We start from the raw sequence: 19,778 nt of genomic DNA, 5'->3' as shown, positions 1-19,778 counted from the left end.
CTTTATTTGAAAGCCTTCTTACGGCCTTGCCCAACTAAGAATACTTCCTTAGATCGGGCACGTGATGCAGCAGGTTTTACTGTCTTTAACACATCAAAGTTGTCGACTACTTGCTTACGGAACTCGTCAAAGCCTGTACCTTGGAATACCTTTACAACAAATTGACCATTTGGACCGAGCACTTTCGTAGCAAAATCGATGGCCAATTCACAGAGGTAAATCTGGCGAGGTTGATCTACAGCCTTGTTACCTGAAGTATTGGGGGCCATATCTGAAATTACAACGTCTACTTTACGTCCATCTAAAATATTTAACAATTTATCGAATACTTCTTGCTCACGGAAGTCACCTTGCAAGAAGGTCACATCTGGAAGTGCATCCATTTCCAAAATGTCAGATGCAACCACCAATCCTCGATCACCGACCAGCTTTCCTGCAATTTGTGACCAACTTCCAGGTGCAGCACCCAAGTCAACCACGGTCATGCCAGGACGAATGATGTTATATTTTTCTTGAATTTCAAGTAACTTATAAGCTGCACGTGCTCGATAACCTTCTTTTTGCGCTTTTTTCACAAAATGATCATCAAGGTGCTCTCTCATCCACGCACGGCTACTTTTGGATAACTTTTGGTTGGTAATGCGTGTTGCCATATCTCTCTAAAACATTAAAATTTCTTAAACTTAATTGTACGTTAAATTCTCTAGGCTTGCAGTATACATCTGTATCCAAATCTTGGGTTTTAGTTGTTTTTTTCTATTATCTAAATCGATTATTTCCACAGAATATAAAGCGTTTAATTTCGCAGTTTGTTATACTAAGCCGTTTTTAAAATTAGGTTATCTTTATGGCGACTTTATCCATTCAGGAACGCAAGCGTTTGCGTCAAATCGGTCATGCTTTAAACCCTGTAGTAATGCTTGGCGGTTCAGGTCTGACTGAAAATGTCGTTGAAGAAATTTTACGTGCTTTAAACGACCACGAATTGATTAAAGTCAAAGTCGCGGGTGAAGACCGTGAAGAGCGCGCTACAATCATTGCAGAAATTGCCTCAACTACAGGTGCAGAAATTGTACAGACCATTGGTAAAATTGTATTGCTTTACAAAAAAGCGGCGAAACAAAATGCCAAATTGTCTAATTTAGTTCGTTTCGCTCACGCAGCAAAATAATTGTAGTTTTTTATGGCAAGTTACGAACTCAGTGCATTTGATCGTCGCTTTCAAGCAATTTCGCTTGTTGGTGCGATTGAACAACAAAGCCCATATGCTCTCAATATCGGCTTTTGGTTACGCGATCCCAATTTGTACATGCACTGGCCCGAAGTCGTGAATGCAAATCCTCGTCAAGACTTTTTATGGGAAAGCACCTGTTTTGAAGTCTTTATCGGGGTAAAAGGCGAAGATTATTATCGCGAGATCAATCTCTCCCCTTCGCAAGCTTGGCAGGCCTATCAGTTTGAGGAATATCGTTATCCTGAAGATATGCCGCCACAGATCGCTTACGATATTGAACTCAATCAATTGAAGCGCACCCACTATGGTTTAAATGTCAGCATTGATCTGACTGAATTTATGCTGCAACACAAACTGAAATGGGTTGACCTATATCTGGGTTTATCCGCGGTGTTGAATACCTCACAAGGTCAACAGTTCTATGCCATGCAGCATAGTGGCCAACAAGCTGACTTTCACAATAAACGTGATTGGTTGCATCAGTTTTAATCCAGACAAATAAACCAGATCAATAAAAAAGTGAGGCTATGACCTCACTTTTTTATGCACTTAATCTTGAGCCTCATACAGCGAGATTACTTGCTTGAAACCTTATTCCACGCATCTAAGGTGTGTTCTTTTGAACGTTTAAACGTTTCAGCCAACTGATCTTTATGTTTTACTGAAATTTCGCTGACATCACCTTTTAACTCTTTACCTAGTTTGGTCAAGTCATCTAAAACAGCAGTAAACTCAGTTTTAACAAACTCTTTTAGTTCAGTTAAGTCTTTTTGAGAGTTCGATAACTGCCCTTTAATGGTTTCTAAGCGCAGTAAAAGATCTTGTTTAAACTGGCGGAGTTGCTCTTGCACGCTGGCATTCAACTGCTTCGCTTCAGCTTCAAGCTTTTCTTTACTTTCAACTACCGCTTCAGTGACCTGCTCTGTTGCTTCTTTCGCCACTTGCTCAAGCTTTTCAGTGCTTTCTGCAACAACTTCTTTCAACGCTGGCTTTGGTTTGGTCACTTTGTCTTGTTCAGTCATGATGTTATTCCTGTTGTTATATACACAGCGACAGCTTAGCGTGATTCGATAAAATTTAGATTTTGATTTGTTAGACAATTATTTGTTGTTACATTTTTCTTTACAAAACCTAGATACAGCTTCCGCTACAAAATAAAAGCACTTTATCTTGTTAATTCCATCTTATTGGCATGGACTTTGTTAGTGAAGTTGCGTATAGTGCCATGTTAAGTTCAAGCGAGCAGACATAGGGAGGGTAGGTTTTTAGATAGCCTTCCTTTTTTTTCGTCTACTCGCTTTTTTACAGCCTAAATTTCAGGAGCTTTGGTTTGAGCACCCCAGCAATTTTAGCCCTTGCCGATGGTACGATCTTTAAAGGAACGTCTATTGGTGCATCGGGTAGTACGACTGGTGAAGTCGTTTTCAACACTGCCATGACTGGCTATCAAGAAATTTTGACTGACCCGAGTTATGCACAGCAACTTGTGACTTTAACTTACCCTCATATCGGTAACACAGGTTGTAATGATGAAGACGCTGAGTCAGGTCGAATTCATAAAGTATGGGCCAACGGATTAATCATTCGTGACCTACCTTTATTGCATAGCAACTTCCGATCAACGCAATCTTTAGGCGAATACTTAAAAGAACATAATGTTGTCGCAATTGCAGATATTGATACGCGTAAATTAACCCGTATTTTGCGTGACAAAGGTGCGCAAAATGGTTGCATCCTTGCTGGTGAAAATATTACTGAAGAGCAGGCTTTAGAAAAAGCACGCGCATTTGGTGGTTTAAATGGTTTAGACCTAGCGAAAGAATGCTGTGACCCAACTGGTTTCGAATGGACAGAAGGTTCTTGGGTATTAGGCAAAGGCTTCACACAACCTGAACTTAAATTCCATGTTGTCGCATACGACTACGGTGTCAAAACCAACATCTTACGTATGCTTGCAGACCGCGGTTGTAAACTCACTGTCGTGCCTGCACAAACTCCTGCTGCTGACGTGCTTGCATTGAATCCGGATGGCGTGTTCTTATCGAACGGCCCTGGCGATCCAGCTGCATGTGACTACGCAATTGAAGCTGTAAAAACAATTGTAGAAGACGCTCGCAACCTACCCGTCTTTGGTATTTGCTTGGGTCACCAAATTCTTGCACTTGCCTCAGGTGCAAAAACGGTGAAAATGCCGCATGGCCACCACGGTGCTAACCACCCTGTTCAAAACATGGAAACAGGCACAGTGATGATTACTTCTCAAAACCACGGCTTCGCAGTGGATGCAGAAACCCTTCCTGCAAACTTGAAAGCTACGCACAAGTCTTTGTTCGATCAAACTCTTCAAGGGATTCATCGTACAGACAAACCAGCGTTCAGCTTCCAAGGTCACCCTGAAGCAAGCCCTGGTCCGCATGACTGCGCACCATTGTTCGATCATTTCATCGAACTTATCGAAGCATCTAAGAAGTAATTAAGGAAGCGATCATGGCTAAACGTACAGACATTAAAAGTATCTTAATTATTGGTGCAGGTCCGATTGTCATCGGACAGGCATGTGAGTTTGACTACTCAGGTGCGCAAGCGTGTAAAGCTCTTCGTGAAGAAGGCTACCGTGTTATTTTGGTGAACTCTAACCCAGCCACCATTATGACCGACCCTACAATGGCAGACGCAACATATATCGAGCCAATCACTTGGCAGACTGTTGCACAAATCATTGAAAAAGAGCGTCCAGATGCTGTCCTTCCAACAATGGGTGGTCAAACAGCATTGAACTGTGCGCTTGCACTGGATGCCAACGGTATTTTAGAAAAATACAATGTTGAATTGATCGGTGCGACTAAAGAGGCGATTGAAAAAGCTGAAGACCGTAAACTGTTTGATGAAGCAATGCGTAAAATTGGTCTTGAATGTCCAAAAGCTGCGATTGCTGAAAACATGGAAGAAGCTTTAGAGATTCAAGCGCGCTTCGGCTTCCCTGTGATTATCCGTCCGTCATTCACGATGGGTGGTTCAGGTGGCGGTATCGCTTATAACAAAGAAGAATTCCTTGAAATCTGTGAACGCGGTTTCGATCTTTCTCCAACGAAACAATTATTGATTGATGAATCTTTAATTGGTTGGAAAGAATACGAGATGGAAGTTGTTCGTGACAAAAACGACAACTGTATTATCGTTTGTGCGATCGAAAACTTTGACCCAATGGGCGTGCACACAGGTGACTCAATCACTGTTGCTCCTGCGCAAACATTGACAGACAAAGAATATCAATTGATGCGTAATGCATCTTTAGCAGTTCTTCGTGAAATTGGTGTGGAAACAGGTGGTTCTAACGTTCAGTTCGGTATCTGTCCAGATACTGGCCGTATGGTGATCATCGAGATGAACCCACGTGTATCGCGTTCATCTGCCCTTGCATCAAAAGCAACTGGTTTCCCAATTGCAAAAATCGCTGCGAAACTAGCAGTTGGTTATACCCTTGATGAATTAAAAAATGACATCACGGGTGGAACAACTCCTGCTTCGTTCGAACCTGCAATTGACTACGTGGTAACAAAAATTCCACGTTTCAACTTTGAAAAATTCCCACAAGCAGACGCAACACTGACCACACAGATGAAGTCTGTGGGTGAAGTGATGGCGATTGGTCGTAACTTCCAAGAGTCTGTAAACAAAGCGCTTCGTGGTCTTGAAGTTGGTGCGTGTGGTTTTGATGAAAAAATCGCTGTAGGTACTGAAGGCGCGAAAGAAAAGATCTTGGTTGAACTTAAAGTTCCGGGTCCAGAGCGTATTTGGTATGTAGCCGATGCATTCCGTCATGGTTTCACCTTAGAAGACGTGTTCCAAGCGACGAAAATCGATAAATGGTTCTTGATCCAAATCGAAGACATCATCAAAACTGAAAATGAAATCAAAACTTTAGGTTTTGGTGATCTAAACGCAGACAACATCCGTTCGTTCAAACGTAAAGGTTTATCTGACCTTCGCATCGCGAACTTGATGGGTATTTCACAAAAACAATTCCGTAAGCACCGTTGGAACTTGGGCGTGACTCCAGTTTACAAACGTGTGGATACTTGTGCAGCAGAATTCGAATCTGACACTGCCTACATGTACTCAACTTACGATGATGAGTGTGAATCAAACCCATCTGATAAAGATAAGATCATGGTGATCGGTGGTGGCCCTAACCGTATTGGTCAAGGGATCGAATTCGATTACTGCTGTGTACACGCGGCGCTTGCAATGCGTGAAGATGGTTACGAGACCATCATGGTGAACTGTAACCCTGAAACTGTTTCAACGGATTACGACACTTCTGATCGTTTGTACTTCGAACCAATCACTTTGGAAGATGTACTTGAAATCGTACGTACTGAAAAGCCAAAAGGCATTATCGTTCAGTACGGTGGTCAGACTCCGCTTAAATTGGCTCGTGCTTTAGAAGAAGCAGGTGCCCCAATTATCGGTACATCACCAGATGCGATTGACCGTGCGGAAGACCGTGAACGTTTCCAACAAATGATTCAACGTCTTCAACTTCGTCAACCCAACAACAGCATTGTAAAATCTGCTGAAGAAGGTATGGCTGAAGCATCTAAAGTCGGCTACCCACTTGTGGTACGTCCTTCTTATGTACTCGGTGGTCGTGCGATGGAAATCGTATACAACGACGACGAACTTAAACGCTACTTACGTGATGCGGTTCAAGCATCAAATGAAGCGCCTGTTCTTCTTGACCGTTTCTTAGATGATGCGATCGAAGTTGACGTAGACTGTGTATCTGACGGTAAAGACGTTGTGATTGGCGGTATTATGCAGCACATTGAACAAGCAGGGATTCACTCAGGTGACTCAGCATGTTCGATTCCTCCTTACTCGCTCTCAGTTGAAATCCAAGACGAAATGCGTCGTCAAACCGTTGCTATGGCGAAAGAGCTTGGCGTTGTTGGTTTGATGAATGTACAGTTTGCTGTGAAAGGCGAAGACGTTTACATCCTAGAAGTGAACCCACGTGCGTCTCGTACTGTGCCATTCGTTTCTAAATGTATCGGTGAGTCTTTAGCGAAAGTGGCCGCGCGTTGTATGGCGGGTCAGTCTTTAGAATCTCAAGGATTTACTAAAGAAATCATCCCGACTCACTTCTCTGTAAAAGAAGCGGTGTTCCCATTCAACAAGTTCCCGGGTGTTGACCCTATTCTTGGCCCTGAAATGAAATCTACAGGCGAAGTCATGGGTGTAGGTAAAACATTTGGTGAAGCATTCTACAAAGCTGTGTTAGGCTCTAATGAACGCGTACCGGGTCTTCCTACAGAAGGCGAAGTGAAGCATGCATTTATTTCTGTGCGTGATTCAGACAAGCCTCGTGCTGTTGGTATTGCGAAGCAACTGGTAGGCTTTGGCTTCAAAGTACTTGCGACTGGCGGTACTTATGAGTTCATTAAAGCTGCGGGTATTGAGTGTGAACGTGTAAATAAAGTCACTGAAGGCCGTCCTAATATCGTGGACCGCTTGAAAAATGGCGAAGTTCACCTCATTATCAATACAACTGAAGGCAAACAAGCTCAACAAGATTCGTTCTCGATTCGTCGTTCAGCGCTTCAAGCGAAAGTGTATAACACTACGACCTTGAACGGTGCTGATGCTGTATGCCAAGCTTTTGCAATTCAATTGCCAATGGATGTATACCGTTTGCAAGATTTACAAACTGTAGGTTAATTCGTTTACCGAGAAGTCCCGTCACCTCTCGGTGGCGGGCTTTTTTCATTTATAAACCTATATTTTTTACACTCACAGACTTGAGGGACAACAATGCAACGTTATCCTATGACTCCCCAAGGCAAATTAGCCTTAGAGAAAGAATTACATCAATTAAAAAGTATTGAACGTCCACGTATTATTGCGGCAATTGCTGAAGCACGTGAGCACGGGGATTTAAAAGAAAATGCGGAATACCATGCTGCGCGTGAGCAACAAGGTTTCTGTGAAGGTCGTGTTCAAGACATCGAAGGTAAATTGGGTGCGGCTCAAGTTATCGATGTCAAAGAACTTGAACAGAATGGTCGCGTGGTTTTTGGGGTGACAGTCACTATCGAAAACTTAGATACCGAAGAACAAAAGACCTATATGATCGTGGGTGATGACGAAGCTGATTTTAAAATCAATAAAATTTCAGTGAACTCTCCTATCGCGCGTGGCCTTTTGGGCAAAAGCGAAGGCGACGAAGCAAAAATTCAAACCCCTCAGGGTGAAGTTGAATACGAAATTGTAAAAGTTGCATATATCTAAGTTTCTTTGATATTTACAGCTGTAGAAACCCCTCGATTGAGGGGTTTTTTGTTTTTGTATTTTCCCAAATACTTCTCCTTTGCTCTATTGTTATGCACGTGGGAAATTTCACTCCAAGAATGAGATAGATTTAAGGAATCCATTTCACCCTCTCTTTTTCAAAGCAATACTTTTATTTGTTATAATTTCTCACACTCTCCAACGCTGTCTTTTTATGTCTGAGCCCCTGATTAATTCTCCTGTCAAACACTGGTGTGAGTTTGAGTTCATCTCTAAAACGGTGAAGAATCCGAATATTCACATTAAAGGAAATTACTCTTACTACTCAGCGTATTGGGATCAAGGTTTTGAACGTTGTGTCGTGCGTTATTTGCATGATAAGCCCTCGACCGTAGATAAACCGATTGATCAGCTCTATATCGGCAACTTCGTTTGTTTTGGCGCAGAATGCGTCATTATGATGGGTGGTAACCAACTGCATCGTACCGATTGGATTTCGGCTTTTCCTTTTGATACACGTAGTTTTGTGCCCGCAGGTGATACCATCATTGGCGATGGCTGTTGGATTGGTTCACGTGCCATGATTATGCAAGGTGTGGAGTTAGGTGAAGGCGCAGTAGTGGCAACAGGCGCTGTCGTGACCAAAGATGTTCCACCCTATGCCGTTGTGGCTGGAGTACCTGCCAAGATTATTAAGTATCGCTTTCCCGAAGCAGATATAGAAAAACTGCTTGCACTGAAGCTCTATGACTTAGATGAAAAGCAGTTTTTAAAAATGCGTGAGCAGTTACAGACGGATGATGTTACTCAACTCATTGAACACCTGAATTAAACGTCTGTTGTAAGATAGCATCTCATTCTTCTTGTTATACCCTCACCCGAAAAGAATCGATCATTTTAAAAGAATCTTGTTGTATTTCTTGCCAATGCGGAAGCAATTCTGCATGAAAATAGATCGTTACATAGCTCGTATTGAATCCATAATTTGGTACGTGATAACTTAATTCACAACTTGTATTTTCACTTTGAAAGTAATGGCAATTAATGATAGCACCCACTCCTTTCCCCTCAATTTCTTGCCAAAAAACCCTTTGAGAAACCCGCCCAATTCCTCTAACATCTATTTGGTAAAGCCCAAGATTTAGGTTAAATACTTTTTTTTCATTGATCTCTTTTGCGCTCATCTCTTCATGTGTTGCTATATCTCTTAGGTAGAGTTTTAAACTAGCAATTGAATCAAAAAAGCCTTTGTTCTCTTGTTCTTCTAGCCATATAGTCCGCTGATTGAGTGCTACTGTGATGTTATTTACATTTTTTGAATCCAACTGAAATCCATCTGATGGCTCCATTTCAGGCCATTTGACGTCAAAACTAGCATTTTGAATCTGATCATCGCATCCTTTGATATTATGCTGTTCTCTAACATTCTTGCCCCAATAGTTCACATCTTGGTATTCAACTCTTGCAAAAAATAGATAATTTCGATCGATCTTCATTTGTTGATCACCAAATCTCCCACACTCGTAAGGCTGATCTTTTATACTTGTAATATCACTAGGTTCTAAAATTATGGCAATAAAGATCACAATACTAATAATTACTGGTGACAATAATAGTAAGACTAAAAAATCTACGACTGTAAGTGGTTTTCTGAGAAAATCTAAAATCATGAGTTGCCTTAGTTGGTAAATATTTAGCTACCTAATGCTTAACATCTAATAAGTTACTAAAATATATTGTTGTATTTTCCATCATTATCATTAAAATTTAATCACTTATTCTTCTTTAAATATAACCATCTGAAAAATTTAAGATAGCTTAACAAACATTTCAACATTCTCTGAATTTGTCCGTTGCCAATTCAGTTCATTTGTATCTGTCATCGTATTTATAAAGTAGTAAGTTGTTCATAAATATAAGCTATTTTTTAGGCAAAGCCTATGTTTTTTAAACGCTACATTTACATTCAACTTTAGTGTTAAATTGATTATTATTCACACGCTTTTGTGCTAATTTAGAAGTGAGAAATTAGCATTTCATATGCAAATATCCATATGAATTTACTAGGTTTTATTCTTTAAAAAATACAGCTATTATCAAGATATAAGCTGTATTTAACCCGTGATACATTAGAACAGAAATCTGCACGTATAATCAGTTGATAATAAGGAGAAACAACCATGGCATACCAAAACATTTTAGTCCCTGTAGACGGTTCCGAAACTTCATATGCAGCAGTTGCGCAAGCCGCTGAACTTGCAAAAGCATTTGGCGGCAAAATTACAGTCGTTCAAGTACTTGCACTTGACCCTTACATTGCTGCCGAATACATTTCTGCAACTCAAACCAATGACTTAATTGAACGTGCGCGTACTTCAGTTTTGAAAACACTTGACGAAGCAGCAGCTAAATTTAGCAATCTGGGTATTCCTGTTGAAGCAAAACTACTGGAAGGTCAGGTGGTGCACCGTGAAATTATCAGAGAAGCTGAAACATCTAAAGCAGACCTGATTGTCATAGGCTCTCATGGTCGTACAGGTTTAAAACGTTTATTCCTAGGCAGTGTTGCACAAAATGTTTTAGGTGAAGCGCACATTCCTGTTTTAGTTGTTCGTCAGTAATACATTGAGTGCTCTACTTCCACGGAGGTAGAGCATTTCTATTTTAAATATTCCACTGGAATTCTTTCATTTTCACTTTTCCCGCAACCACTAAAATACCTTCCGCCAGAAGTAACTGTGCTTGAATGTTCTGTCCCTGATCATTCAGCTTACTTAGGCTAATTTTTCCTTGTGAGTTGATTACTCGATACCAAGGCAAACTACTGTCTGCATCCATATGTTTCAGCACATAGCCCACCAAACGCGAATGTTTTGGGATGCCTGCTAAACGTGCAATTTGTCCATAACTGGCTACTCGCCCATAAGGAATCTGAGCGATCACCTGAAAAATCATCGGTGCAAGTTCTTTGACTATCGATTCTGCCATTTCAAATGTGCCCTATTCTAATTATTGCATAATGACATCGTTATATGATTCAAATAAACCCTCTTATTCATTTTAAAAAGCCCCAATACAGGGGCTTCTTGACTGAGCAAATCACTAAAAATTATCAGGACTTTCCAGACGTTTCACTTCCTGAACTCGCTCAGGGTTATGCACCGCGGCAATGCCATCATCTGCTTTAACATCAATCAATGCTTCAGGCTGATAGACAATAATGGTTTCATAGCCCTGTGCATCTTCACCAATAATGTACTTGAAACCTTTACGGTTCATTTTATTACACAGACGTTGATACCAACCTTTAAAACCCGTCTTTTCTTCATTCGGATTGTAGTAAAACGCATTCATTACAGCAGGTAATCCTAGACCGCAGACCATGCCTGAAAGCAACACGGCGATAAAAGTATAACCAATCAAAATACTGCTGTATTCACTTAACTCAGGCACGTTAGCTACCGCTAAGATCAATGCTAAGGAGATCCCTCCACGCACTCCGCCCCATGACAAAATCGCCAAACTTCCGTTATAACTTTTCTTACGGAAAGAGGGAAAAAAGGCAAAAGATAAATAGTTCGCTGCAAAACGTGAAGCATGCAGAATAATAAACGCGATGATGCCACCAAAAATTAGACTAAAGCTGAGATCTAAAATAAACAGTTCCAAACCAATTAAGGTGAATAAGAACGAGTTAATAATCCCTTCAACCGTATGCCAAAAATGGTTTACTTCCCGTATTTCGCGCTCTTGTAAAATTTCTTTCCATTTGTTCCCTACAATCAAACCACCGATGACACAAGCAATCGGTGCTGAAGCATGTGCAAACAGTGCAACCAAGTACGAACCGCAGGCCAAGAGTGCTGTGGTCAAAATGAGAGACTCCATTTCGTGCTTACCACGCAGCAGTCGCAAGATCCCTAAACCAAAGGCCCAACCAATAATGACGGCGACAAAAATTTCATAGAGCAAGGTCTGCAACACGCCCATGACGGTAAAGTTTTCACCTTGTAAGACGTTTAAGAGCGTCATAAACAAGGCAATACACATGGCATCATTAAACAGTGATTCTCCTTCGAGCTTGACCATTAAATGATGTGGCGCACGTACCGAACTGAGTACGCCCTTGATCCCAATCGGGTCCGTTGCACCCAATGCAGCCCCCAACAGCAAAAGCACCAATAAATCGACATGCTGCCCAATGATGAACTGATAACCATAGAGCACCACCCCAAAGAACACGGCGCACAGTACCAACGCAATACTAGCTAAAATGCTGATCGGCTTCCAATAACTACGTAAATCTGAGACTTTGAACTTCAATGCCGAAGATGTCAAAATGAAGCAAATCACACCATTGATTAAAAAGTCATAAAAGTCGATATGACGAACCGCTTCTTCAATGTTGTGAATATTGATGGTAATAAACTGATTACCACTCAGTAGGCTCGCGCCCCACTGTAAAATAAAGACAAAAATGGCAGAAACGATGGGTACGCCAATGGCTTGAGGAAAACCTAAAATACGTTTATTGAAAATAGTCGTTGCAATGGATAATGCAAAAATAACGGTAAAAACTTGTAGAAAAAAATAATTTCCCATTGAACTTCCAAATTGGGCGGTTGGGGAGGCGGCGGCTTTCAGTGCTGATATCTGGAATAAAAATTCATTTCATACACATTGATGCTCGAAATATTTTAATCATTTTTCACATCAACGCCCGAAAAAAATAATTTTTTTAACATTTCTCCTGATGATGAATTAACATAGGGCATATGCATGTTTTTTATGCGTGAACTTTCCCTTTGGCCAAGTTTGATCTCCTATGCAATTCACTTTTAAAACCATCTTTCGGATGTTCTTCGCACTGATTATTTTCCTCACGACCTTTGCGTTGTTTCTGACCTGCTTTGCAAAAACCAAAGAAATTTTACAGGCCGAGCAAACTTTTGCCTCAGCACAAAGTTTTAAAATGAACTCTCGTCCCGATCAAACACTGGTTCTACTTTCAAACAATAAAGCTCCCGATGATCATATTTATTTGCATGTGGCCAATCAGGGTTATATCGCCAAACTCAGCTGTAATCATTATTTAACCGACATTTGTGTAGATGACTACAACGAACAACATACCCGCCAAATTCAGTCGATTGAACTACTCAAAGCGGGGCAATTTAACTATATTCAGCAAGTGAGTTATCTCGATACACGCACACAAGATGTTAAAACATTGCGTTATACACCTGAGCAAATTCAGCAGTTTTACCGTGCGGATATGAGCAACTTAAAATATGTGGTGTTTGGGGTATTGTTATTTGCCTGTATTGCGTTATATGTGAGTGTCCGTATTGCTCGAAACTTTAAGCAGTTCCTAAACCGCTAGAATGCATTGGTTAAAAAAAAGAGGCGATCAATCGCCTCTTTTTTTATAGCTTAAATGGCTTGATTAAAGGTATCGCAACTTTCAACTTGCCCCGACTTAAAGCCCGTGCCAAACCAAGTCATACGCTGTTGACTGGTTCCATGGGTAAAGCTATCAGGCACCACTTGCCCTGTTGCCCGCTTTTGTAGGTAATCATCACCAATCTTATGTGCCGCATCCATCGCTTCTTCAACATCGCCTTGCTCTAAGAACTGAGTTCGTTGATTGTTATGATGCGCCCATACTCCCGCTAAACAGTCAGCCTGTAACTCTTGGCGTACCGATAAAGCATTGCCTTGCGCTTTTGAGCCCTGTGCACGAGCCTTTTGCACTTGTTCAGAAATCCCTAAAATAGTTTGAATATGATGTCCAACCTCATGTGCCACTACATAAGCCTGAGCAAAGTCGCCCGCTTGATCTTGGCGCGCCAACTCCGTTTGGTTTTGCTCGCCGCCAATACCCATTTGAGTCCGCATGTCTTTAAAGAAAGCGGTGTCGATATACACCTTCTGATCTGCTGGACAGTAAAACGGCCCCATTGCAGACTGAGCAGTACCGCAACCCGAATTGATCACTCCTGAAAACATCACCAGCTTCGGTGGAACATATTGTTGTCCCAATTGCTGTTGGAAAATTTGACTCCATGTGTCTTCAGTGTCGGCCAGTACAGTACCGACAAAGTCCATCGCTTCCTGCTGATCAGGCGTTGGGTTATCCAAACCTTGAGTTTCTGCCGCTCCAGTTTGTGCGGTCACTTGTTTAGTGGCTTGGTAGGCTTGCTGCGGATCGACTCCTAGAAATTTCCATGCCACAAAGGCCACGATCAGCCCTAAAATACTGATGCCACCCGCCTTGACACCGCCACCACCGCGACGATCCTCGACATTGCTACTCACACGACGTCCCTTCCAACGCATAGCACTCTTCCTTCTTCTAATTCATGCTGACCCGATCCAGTTTATGCCTTTTTTGAACTCGACCAAACTTTTTTAATCAAGCTCACAATAGCCAATACAATCAAACCAGCCACAAAACCAATCACTAAGTTAATCAGTGTTGGGGTTAATGCCCCCACAATGCTTCCCACAGTTGGAATATGTTCAGCATAATCCACTGAACCTTCAGTGAAATGATGCAATAAAGGCACGCCGTGGGAAATAATGCCACCACCCACTAAAAACATCGCGATAGTGCCCACGATGGTTAAGGTCTTCATTAGTTTTGGTGCAAAAGCCAATAAACCACGGCCAATAGTTTGCTTAAATGAAGAGGCTTGCTGAGTTAGATACAGCCCTAAATCATCAATTTTGACAATCATCGCCACAAAACCATACACACCGACGGTCATTAAAATGGCAATTACAGACAACACCATGACTTTGGTTGAAAAAGTTGCAGCAGCCACAGTCCCCAGTGAAATCACTACAATTTCTGCCGACAAAATAAAGTCGGTACGAATCGCGCCTTTGACCTTATCTTTTTCAAAAGTCGCCATATCCGTTTCAATCGCAGTTAATTCTTGGCCGGCTTCTTCTTCGGTTTTGGCTTTTTTGTGATGCAAACTGTGCAGAACTTTTTCTACCCCTTCATAGCATAGAAATAAACCACCAATCATTAACAGTGGCGTGATCAGCCACGGTGCAACCACACTAATCAACAACGCCGCAGGGACTAAAATCAATTTATTAACAAAAGAGCCTTTTGCCACAGCCCAAACCACAGGCAGCTCACGGTCAGTACGAACCCCACTGACCTGCTGTGCATTAAGTGCTAAATCATCCCCCAAAACACCCGCCGTTTTTTTTGCCGCCATTTTACTCATGACCGCAACGTCATCTAATATCGTGGCAATATCATCTAGTAATATTAATAAGCTACTCGCCATTTATTTTTATCCATCTTGAGAATTCTGACATTTTAATCTGTGATCTAAGCTTTTGAATATTTGTTTTTTGAAATTTAACTGATTTTATAATTTTTTCACTGCAGTTTTTTTAAGACTGACATTGAAAAAGATTATGCCGTACAATGTCTGCATTCTTAGAAATAGCATGTCGCTACGACGACTTTGGAAATAGATAATGAGTAATCAAGACAACCGTCCTGTTATTTTGACAGGCGACCGTCCAACGGGACAACTTCATTTAGGGCACTTTGTCGGATCTTTACGTTCACGTGTGGGTTTGCAGGATTCACACCATCAGCATTTATTATTGGCCGATGCACAAGCCTTTACTGACAATGCAGATAACTTTGAAAAAGTTCGCCGCAATATTCTTGAAGTTGCCACAGATTACTTAGCAGTCGGGATCGACCCAACCAAAACCACCATTTGCGTGCAGTCGAGCTTACCCGCGCTGAATGAACTCACCATGTTGTATCTCAACTTTGTGACCGTATCTCGTTTAGAACGTAACCCAACCATCAAGTCTGAAATTCAGCTGCGTGGTTTCGAACGAGATATTCCAGCTGGTTTCTTATGCTACCCAGTTGCACAAGCAGCAGATATCACCGCATTTAAAGCAACGGTTGTGCCTGTGGGTGAAGACCAGATTCCAATGATCGAACAGACCAATGAAATCGTACGCCGCTTAAATCGTCAGATTGGTCAGGAATTACTGCCTGAATGTAAGGCTCTACTTTCCAATATGAGCCGTTTACCCGGCTTTGATGGTAAAGCCAAAATGTCGAAATCTTTAGGCAATACCATTGTGTTGGATGCAACAGATAAAGACATTAAAAAAGCTGTTAATGCGATGTACACCGACCCGAACCACCTGCGTGTTGAAGACCCAGGTCAGGTTGAAGGTAATATTGTATTTACGTATTTAGATGCGTTTGATCCAAACAAAGAAGAAGTTGAAGAACTGAAAGCACATTACCGCCGTGGTGGCTTGGGCGATGGTACGGTGAAAAAACGTCTTGAAGGCGTATTGAAAGAGCTGATCACGCCAATTCGTGAACGTCGTATGGAACTTGCGAAAGATCCTGATTACATCATGGATATTTTGAAGACTGGTACAGACAAATGTCGTGATATCACTCAACAGACTCTAGATGAAGTTAAATCGGGTTTAGGGGTGTTTCATTTCTAAACCCACCTTAAACTAAAGCGCATATTTAAGCCTTTCTCACTCAGAAAGGCTTTTTTAATCGCGAAACAAACAAAAATAAGCCACATGCATCTCAAAAACTGACATTTAGTGTCGTTTGTTAACCTAAATTTACAGTAATTAACGTGAATACTCATGAAATAAGAATGCACAGCCCTTATAATGAGTCCTTAGCTTAGATTAACCCTGAGATATAACGTTTCTCCTTTTTACCGAAACTGTGTAACAACAGATTCGTAGTTCTACGCAATGAATACCCCAATCATTGCGTATTTTTTTGCCTAAAATTTATCAAATCACAATTAAACCGCTCTCTCTTTACGTGCCAACAAACTTAGACATTCTGTTTTTTGAATGCTATGCTAAAGCCCAATTTCAATACAATTCTTTTTAAAAATTTACACTTAACTGATAACAGCATAAAAATAGAGAACCTTTAGAATGTGGGAATTATTTACTCACCCATCCAATTTAATTTTTAGTATTTGCCTCAGTCTCATGTTTTTGTTGGGACTGCTCGAATTGATTTTATTGGTATTAGGCGGCGGCTCACAAGGCCTACTTGACCAATTTCTACCTGATGACCTAGGCAGTACTAAAGACGTCGACATTGCACTAGATGCCGATCAAGGTTGGCTCAATGCCCTGCTGGATTGGTTGTTTATCGGCCGTGTTCCTCTCTTGGTTTGGCTGATTATCTTCCTCACCCTGTATAGCTTAAGTGGCTTTATTCTACAGTCCATTCTTCAAACTTGGACCGGGAGCTATTGGAGTGCATGGATCATGGCACCTCTTTGCCTCGTATTTTCGATGCCTATGATACGTTACAGCGCCATGCTGATTGCTAAAATTTTGCCACAAGATGAAACCACAGCAATTTACAGTGAAGAGCTGATTGGACGAACAGCACTGATTATTTTAGGAGAGGCTAAAGTTAACTCACCTGCTCAAGCACGAGTTCAAGATCAGTTCGGGCAAACGCATTATGTACTGGTTGAACCTGAAACAGACCTTCATTTTTCTCAAGGTCAAGAAGTCATTTTGACTCAAAAAACCAAGATTGGCTTTAAAGCCATTTCACTTTAATTCTTTCATTTTCTACTTATAACTTTAAATAAAATCGGGACCCTTATGCTCAGCAACAATTTCTATAACATTCTTATTCTTGCAGGGATTATCTTTGCAGCTCTGGTTATTATCGGCATTATTATTGCCCGTCTGTACCGTCGTTCCAGCAAAGAAATCTCTTTCGTACGTACAGGTTTTGGCGGCGAAAAAGTTATTTTAGGTGGCGGTGCAATTGTACTGCCTGTATTACATGAAATTATCCCTGTCAACATGAACACGCTACGTTTAGAGGTTCGCCGTGCTGATGATCAAGCGCTCATTACCCGTGACCGTATGCGCGTCGATGTCATGGCGGAGTTCTATGTCCGTGTGAAGCCACTAGCAGAATCAATTGCAGTGGCCGCGCAGACTTTGGGACAAAAAACCATGTCTCCAAATGAGTTGAAGAACCTTGTGGAAGGTAAATTTGTCGATTCCTTGCGTGCAGTAGCAGCTGAAATGGCGATGGAAGAGTTGCATGAAAAACGTGTGGATTTCGTGCAAAAAGTACAACAAGTGGTGTCCGAAGACTTACATAAAAATGGTCTAGAACTAGAAACTGTGTCATTAACAGGTTTAGACCAAACAGGTTTTAAATACTTTAACCCTCAAAATGCATTCGATGCCGAAGGTTTAACTAAGCTGACTGAAACAATTGAAGACCGCCGTCGTAAACGTAATCACATTGAACAAGATGCTGACCTTGCCATTAAGACCAAAAACTTAGAAGCAGAACAAGCTCGTCTACAAATCATCCGCGAAGAAGAATACGCCAAACTACAACAAGAACGTGAAATTGCAATTCGCCGTGCAGAGCAATTGGCTGAAATTGCCTCTCAAGAGGCGGAGAAAAAACGTGAAGCAGAAGAAGCACGTATTGCAGCTGAACGTGAAGTTGAATTGAAGCGTATTGGTGCAGCACGTGATGTCGAAAGCCAAAATATTCAAAAATCACAAATTATTGAACAAGCACAGGTTGAACAAAAGAAAACCATCGAACTGGCTGAACAGTCACGTGCCATTGCAATTGCTGAAAAGTCACGTGAAGAGTCTGAAGCCAAAGCTTCAGCTGACCGCGCCCGCGCTGAAGCGGTGAAAGCTGAAGAAGAAGTGATTACCGTACGTGAAACCCAGCGTGCGGAGCGTCAAAAAGCAGTTGAATTGGTTGCAGCGAAACAAGCTGCTGAAAAAGACGCAATTGCGATTACCGTTGCCGCTGAAGCAGGTAAACAAGCCGCTGCCGATGATGCCGAAGCAGTTCGTATTGCAGCGGAAGCTCAAGCCGAACAAGCTCGCTTAATGGCCAAAGGTGAAGCGGATGCCAAAATACTGTTGGCTCAAGCAATGGAAAAACAATACCAAGTCGATGCAGATGGTACACGTGCCGTGAATGAGGCCAACAACGTCTTATCTCCTGAGCAAGTTGAAATGCAAATTCGCCTAGCATTGTTAAAATACTTACCTGAAATCATTCGTGAAAGTGTTAAGCCGATGGAAAACATTGATGACATCAAAATTCTACAGGTTAACGGTTTAGGTAATGTCGGCTCAGCCACAACTGGAGGTGATGGTGCGGAATCTTCACAAGTTGCTTTGTCTGATCAAGTGGTGAATAGTGCGCTACGCTATCGTACCCAAGCACCATTAATTGATAGCTTGATGAATGAACTGGGAATTCAAGGCGGCGACATCAATGGTTTAACCCAAAGCTTAAAACCGCAAAGCAAAGCTCAATAGTAGTTAGACTTACAAGCAAAAAACGCGACGATCTGTCGCGTTTTTTATCATCTACTTTAATATTCAACTTTCAATAAAATACACATTTAAGCTGTTAAAACGATAGACCCTCTAATTCACTCAGCATAGTAAGCCTATCATCTATTATAAAAATTTAAGTTATTTTAGCTTGGTAATCGATTAGCCTACCATCAGAAAAGTCCAAAAGTAATGTAAACATCCTAGACTCTACAATTGAGTGAAAACATTCTAAACCATATGGCTACAACCTTTTTTACAAATAAACTGAGTTGAACCATTTAGTGCAAACGCACCCAAAAGAAACGGATCAATTGCCCACGATCATAAGGAAAATTTGAAAGGTACTCATATCCAACTTTATTTCGTTTGTTGATTTTAATTTCAATACCATACCCAAATGAAATACTGAGTGCATCCAAATCTGAACTATCAAACTCCCCTGTCCCCAATTTATGGCTCAAACCATCCGAGTTGTAGGCCGAGTAGTTAAATACGCGAATATATTCATTCTCATAAAAATCATTATTGATCAATGTATAATCGTTTTCTTCTTCATTATGTTGTGCAGCTAACTGCTGATAATAGTGGAAAATATCATCACTCAAAGACTCAGCCAAGTAGACGTCTTCATTTTCAGCATAAGCACTATTCATTGCTAGCCCGAACAAGAATAAGCAGCGACAAAACAATAAATGAATAGGCTTCAACATCTGCAATACTATGTCTTCAAAAGAATTATTTTAATTATGAATATAGCATAGTCCGCTATAGAAACAGTGTACACTAAATATTTATCGATTCTCAGATTGTTAAGTACATAGCAAATCTTGCTCTAATTTACCTATTTTGTTTT

Annotated in this window: 19 protein-coding genes; 11 read left to right on the top strand and 8 right to left on the bottom strand. The window is 41.2% G+C overall.

The genetic code is table 11. The annotated features are described in order from the left end of the window. Positions 1 to 2: 2 nt before the first annotated feature. Complete coding sequence (gene rlmE, locus AC4MC0_RS04375) at positions 3 to 653, bottom strand: 23S rRNA (uridine(2552)-2'-O)-methyltransferase RlmE (RefSeq protein ID WP_004695608.1); 651 nt, start codon at positions 651 to 653, stop codon at positions 3 to 5. 194 nt (positions 654 to 847) lie between these two features. Here rlmE and yhbY point away from each other — a divergent pair, with 194 nt between their 5' ends. Together yhbY and AC4MC0_RS04365 are read left to right on the top strand one after the other, a co-directional pair. Next, positions 848 to 1,171, top strand: coding sequence for a ribosome assembly RNA-binding protein YhbY (yhbY, locus tag AC4MC0_RS04370; protein WP_335997435.1), 324 nt, complete (start codon positions 848 to 850; stop codon positions 1,169 to 1,171). Positions 1,172 to 1,183: 12 nt separating this feature from the next. After that, positions 1,184 to 1,723 (top strand): DOMON-like domain-containing protein, encoded by a 540-nt coding sequence (locus AC4MC0_RS04365; protein ID WP_279733505.1) that lies wholly within the window; start codon positions 1,184 to 1,186, stop codon positions 1,721 to 1,723. A gap of 86 nt (positions 1,724 to 1,809) precedes the next feature. Here the strand turns inward: AC4MC0_RS04365 and AC4MC0_RS04360 are convergent, their stop codons facing one another. After that, complete coding sequence (locus AC4MC0_RS04360; RefSeq protein WP_279677702.1) at positions 1,810 to 2,256, bottom strand: hypothetical protein; 447 nt, start codon at positions 2,254 to 2,256, stop codon at positions 1,810 to 1,812. 308 nt (positions 2,257 to 2,564) lie between these two features. Between AC4MC0_RS04360 and carA the strand changes: the two genes are divergently transcribed. The 4 genes from carA (at position 2,565) to AC4MC0_RS04340 (ending at position 8,357) form a co-directional block, all read left to right on the top strand. Continuing rightward, the gene (gene carA / locus AC4MC0_RS04355) at positions 2,565 to 3,707 is read left to right on the top strand and encodes a glutamine-hydrolyzing carbamoyl-phosphate synthase small subunit (protein WP_004695603.1); all 1,143 of its coding nucleotides are present in this window, start codon (positions 2,565 to 2,567) and stop codon (positions 3,705 to 3,707) included. A gap of 14 nt (positions 3,708 to 3,721) precedes the next feature. Then, entirely contained in the window at positions 3,722 to 6,955 is a 3,234-nt protein-coding gene (gene carB / locus AC4MC0_RS04350; RefSeq protein ID WP_004695601.1) for a carbamoyl-phosphate synthase large subunit, read from the top strand. Positions 6,956 to 7,048: 93 nt separating this feature from the next. Further along, positions 7,049 to 7,525 (top strand): transcription elongation factor GreA, encoded by a 477-nt coding sequence (gene greA, locus AC4MC0_RS04345; protein ID WP_005400425.1) that lies wholly within the window; start codon positions 7,049 to 7,051, stop codon positions 7,523 to 7,525. 214 nt (positions 7,526 to 7,739) lie between these two features. Then, on the top strand, positions 7,740 to 8,357 hold the full coding sequence (locus AC4MC0_RS04340) for a CatB-related O-acetyltransferase (RefSeq protein ID WP_335997443.1): 618 nt from the start codon (positions 7,740 to 7,742) through the stop codon (positions 8,355 to 8,357). Positions 8,358 to 8,391: 34 nt separating this feature from the next. On the opposite strand, the gene AC4MC0_RS04335 is transcribed toward AC4MC0_RS04340, so the two are convergent. After that, positions 8,392 to 9,195 (bottom strand): hypothetical protein, encoded by an 804-nt coding sequence (locus tag AC4MC0_RS04335; protein WP_335997444.1) that lies wholly within the window; start codon positions 9,193 to 9,195, stop codon positions 8,392 to 8,394. 510 nt (positions 9,196 to 9,705) lie between these two features. On the opposite strand from AC4MC0_RS04335, the gene AC4MC0_RS04330 reads away from it, so the two are divergent. Further along, entirely contained in the window at positions 9,706 to 10,146 is a 441-nt protein-coding gene (locus AC4MC0_RS04330) for a universal stress protein (protein WP_335997446.1), read from the top strand. Between the two features lie 43 nt (positions 10,147 to 10,189). Here the strand turns inward: AC4MC0_RS04330 and AC4MC0_RS04325 are convergent, their stop codons facing one another. Together AC4MC0_RS04325 and AC4MC0_RS04320 are read right to left on the bottom strand one after the other, a co-directional pair. Beyond that, positions 10,190 to 10,513, bottom strand: coding sequence for an MGMT family protein (locus AC4MC0_RS04325; RefSeq protein ID WP_279043672.1), 324 nt, complete (start codon positions 10,511 to 10,513; stop codon positions 10,190 to 10,192). Positions 10,514 to 10,627: 114 nt separating this feature from the next. Next, entirely contained in the window at positions 10,628 to 12,127 is a 1,500-nt protein-coding gene (locus AC4MC0_RS04320) for a cation:proton antiporter (protein ID WP_078388592.1), read from the bottom strand. Positions 12,128 to 12,350: 223 nt separating this feature from the next. Between AC4MC0_RS04320 and AC4MC0_RS04315 the strand changes: the two genes are divergently transcribed. Continuing rightward, positions 12,351 to 12,908: a hypothetical protein gene (locus AC4MC0_RS04315; RefSeq protein ID WP_114836763.1), complete on the top strand. Its 558-nt coding sequence runs from the start codon at positions 12,351 to 12,353 to the stop codon at positions 12,906 to 12,908. Positions 12,909 to 12,958: 50 nt separating this feature from the next. Here AC4MC0_RS04315 and ypfJ read toward each other — a convergent pair whose 3' ends face one another. Both ypfJ and AC4MC0_RS04305 read right to left on the bottom strand, forming a co-directional pair. Beyond that, positions 12,959 to 13,864: a KPN_02809 family neutral zinc metallopeptidase gene (gene ypfJ, locus AC4MC0_RS04310; RefSeq protein ID WP_004695581.1), complete on the bottom strand. Its 906-nt coding sequence runs from the start codon at positions 13,862 to 13,864 to the stop codon at positions 12,959 to 12,961. A 41-nt stretch (positions 13,865 to 13,905) separates the two neighbouring features. Further along, the gene (locus tag AC4MC0_RS04305; protein ID WP_335997451.1) at positions 13,906 to 14,832 is read right to left on the bottom strand and encodes a DUF808 domain-containing protein; all 927 of its coding nucleotides are present in this window, start codon (positions 14,830 to 14,832) and stop codon (positions 13,906 to 13,908) included. A gap of 196 nt (positions 14,833 to 15,028) precedes the next feature. Here AC4MC0_RS04305 and trpS point away from each other — a divergent pair, with 196 nt between their 5' ends. The 3 genes from trpS (at position 15,029) to AC4MC0_RS04290 (ending at position 18,904) form a co-directional block, all read left to right on the top strand. Further along, positions 15,029 to 16,042 (top strand): tryptophan--tRNA ligase, encoded by a 1,014-nt coding sequence (trpS, locus tag AC4MC0_RS04300; RefSeq protein WP_335997453.1) that lies wholly within the window; start codon positions 15,029 to 15,031, stop codon positions 16,040 to 16,042. A 459-nt stretch (positions 16,043 to 16,501) separates the two neighbouring features. Next, the gene (locus AC4MC0_RS04295; RefSeq protein ID WP_114836766.1) at positions 16,502 to 17,146 is read left to right on the top strand and encodes a YqiJ family protein; all 645 of its coding nucleotides are present in this window, start codon (positions 16,502 to 16,504) and stop codon (positions 17,144 to 17,146) included. A 45-nt stretch (positions 17,147 to 17,191) separates the two neighbouring features. Then, positions 17,192 to 18,904, top strand: a complete 1,713-nt coding sequence (locus AC4MC0_RS04290) for a flotillin family protein (protein WP_491887292.1) — start codon at positions 17,192 to 17,194, stop codon at positions 18,902 to 18,904. A gap of 299 nt (positions 18,905 to 19,203) precedes the next feature. Here AC4MC0_RS04290 and AC4MC0_RS04285 read toward each other — a convergent pair whose 3' ends face one another. Further along, on the bottom strand, positions 19,204 to 19,635 hold the full coding sequence (locus AC4MC0_RS04285) for a hypothetical protein (protein ID WP_078388587.1): 432 nt from the start codon (positions 19,633 to 19,635) through the stop codon (positions 19,204 to 19,206). Between the last annotated feature and the right edge of the window lie 143 nt (positions 19,636 to 19,778).

Source organism: Acinetobacter sp. CAU_H_S139_7, assembly GCF_058599305.1.
The sequence above is the reverse complement of the archived record's forward strand: the minus strand, read 5'-3'. Positions and strand labels throughout refer to the sequence as shown.